This is a genomic window from bacterium, from assembly GCA_009926305.1.
GTDB lineage: Bacteria > Bdellovibrionota_C > UBA2361 > UBA2361 > RFPC01 > RFPC01.
This window is the reverse complement of record RFPC01000242.1, coordinates 1-1,200: the sequence shown is the minus strand read 5'-3', so window position 1 is coordinate 1,200 and position 1,200 is coordinate 1. Positions and strand designations below refer to the sequence as shown.

The following is a 1,200-nucleotide window of genomic DNA, read 5'->3' as shown; positions in this document are numbered from 1 at the left end:
TTGGTTTTGTTATCGAAGGGCGATCGTCTGCCATTCTATTACCTACTCTAAGGATCTATTATCTTTTGTATCTTTAAACTTAGACTGATCGATATAGACTACGTCGAGATCGAGGATAATGTCACGCAGTTCATCTGCTGTAATCTCTCCTTTCTCGTATCGCTCAATGGCTTCTTCAGCTCCATCTACAATTACATTTTGCCCAAGAGTGAGAATGTTTATTCCTTTTTCCATTGTTCTTGTTCCTCGCGAGTTTGATTAGTGATGTCATAGAGTTGTTGTTGCCACTTCTCCTCAAAAGAGGCAATGTGGTGGTGCCATTTCTTTGGCCATTCAGCAGCGGAGTAGCGATGCTCTAACTCCTCAGGAAGGCGGGTGGTGAAGACTTTTCGTAAGGCTCCCACCCCCGCTGCTACAAAGTTTTTGCGATTCTTCGTATAGTATTTTTCCAAGACCTCCAAAGGGACGTAGGGGAAAATCTTTTCAAACTCAGAGAATAGCGGCGAGTTTTTAATATCGAAACGATTCTCCTCTGTAGTTTTTTGGGAGACATATTGGTACGCTTCATCGAGCAGATCTCCTATGAGTGTGATGTTGAATGGACATTGTTCATAGTCATTAATTTCTTTCCAGAAGACTTTGAGAGATTCATAAGCAGCAACAATACTATGCTTGCTAAATTTTGAAAACCTAGACTCTAGGTCTTTTTTAAGCGCTTCTACATAGTGAGCGTCTGGAGCATCTGGCCATTTATGAACACGATGAGCACATCCAGAGGCCCAAAGGAATGCAAGAAGAAGGGTTTTAATCCGCCCTTCTTTTAGATCTTTGAGCGGGAGGATGCTATTGTCTTGAATGTGGGAGTACCAACTCTCAAATAATCTCGAAGAGCGATCATTGGCTCCCTCCCAGATTTTAGTCTTAGAAACCATGCCCAGATGCTTTTCATTACAAGCACCATAAGAGCTAATAATGTTAAACTTCTTATCCTCCTCAGAGAACTCTGAATCCAGCTTAGCAACCGGGGCTTTTTTGCTCCCTGAGAAGCTTTGTCTTAACTCCTCTATTTGAATCTGATGAGCAAATGTTGCCTCTGTTTTCCACTTATCATACTCAAGAATCCTCTCTAAGATCACCTCATTTGCAAGTAGGGGGAGGCCCTGATCGGTCTTTAGTTCCGTGGCTATATTAAGCAGTTGC

General features: G+C 42.3%; 2 protein-coding genes. Both read right to left on the bottom strand.

Annotated features, from left to right (window positions below; translation table 11 throughout):
- Positions 1-42: 42 nt before the first annotated feature.
- Positions 43-234, bottom strand: coding sequence for a hypothetical protein (locus EBR25_14190; protein NBW42120.1), 192 nt, complete (start codon positions 232-234; stop codon positions 43-45).
- The coding region (locus EBR25_14185; GenBank protein ID NBW42119.1) for a hypothetical protein at positions 219-1,200 on the bottom strand (982 nt) is incomplete at its 5' end. The genes EBR25_14190 and EBR25_14185, both read right to left, overlap by 16 nt.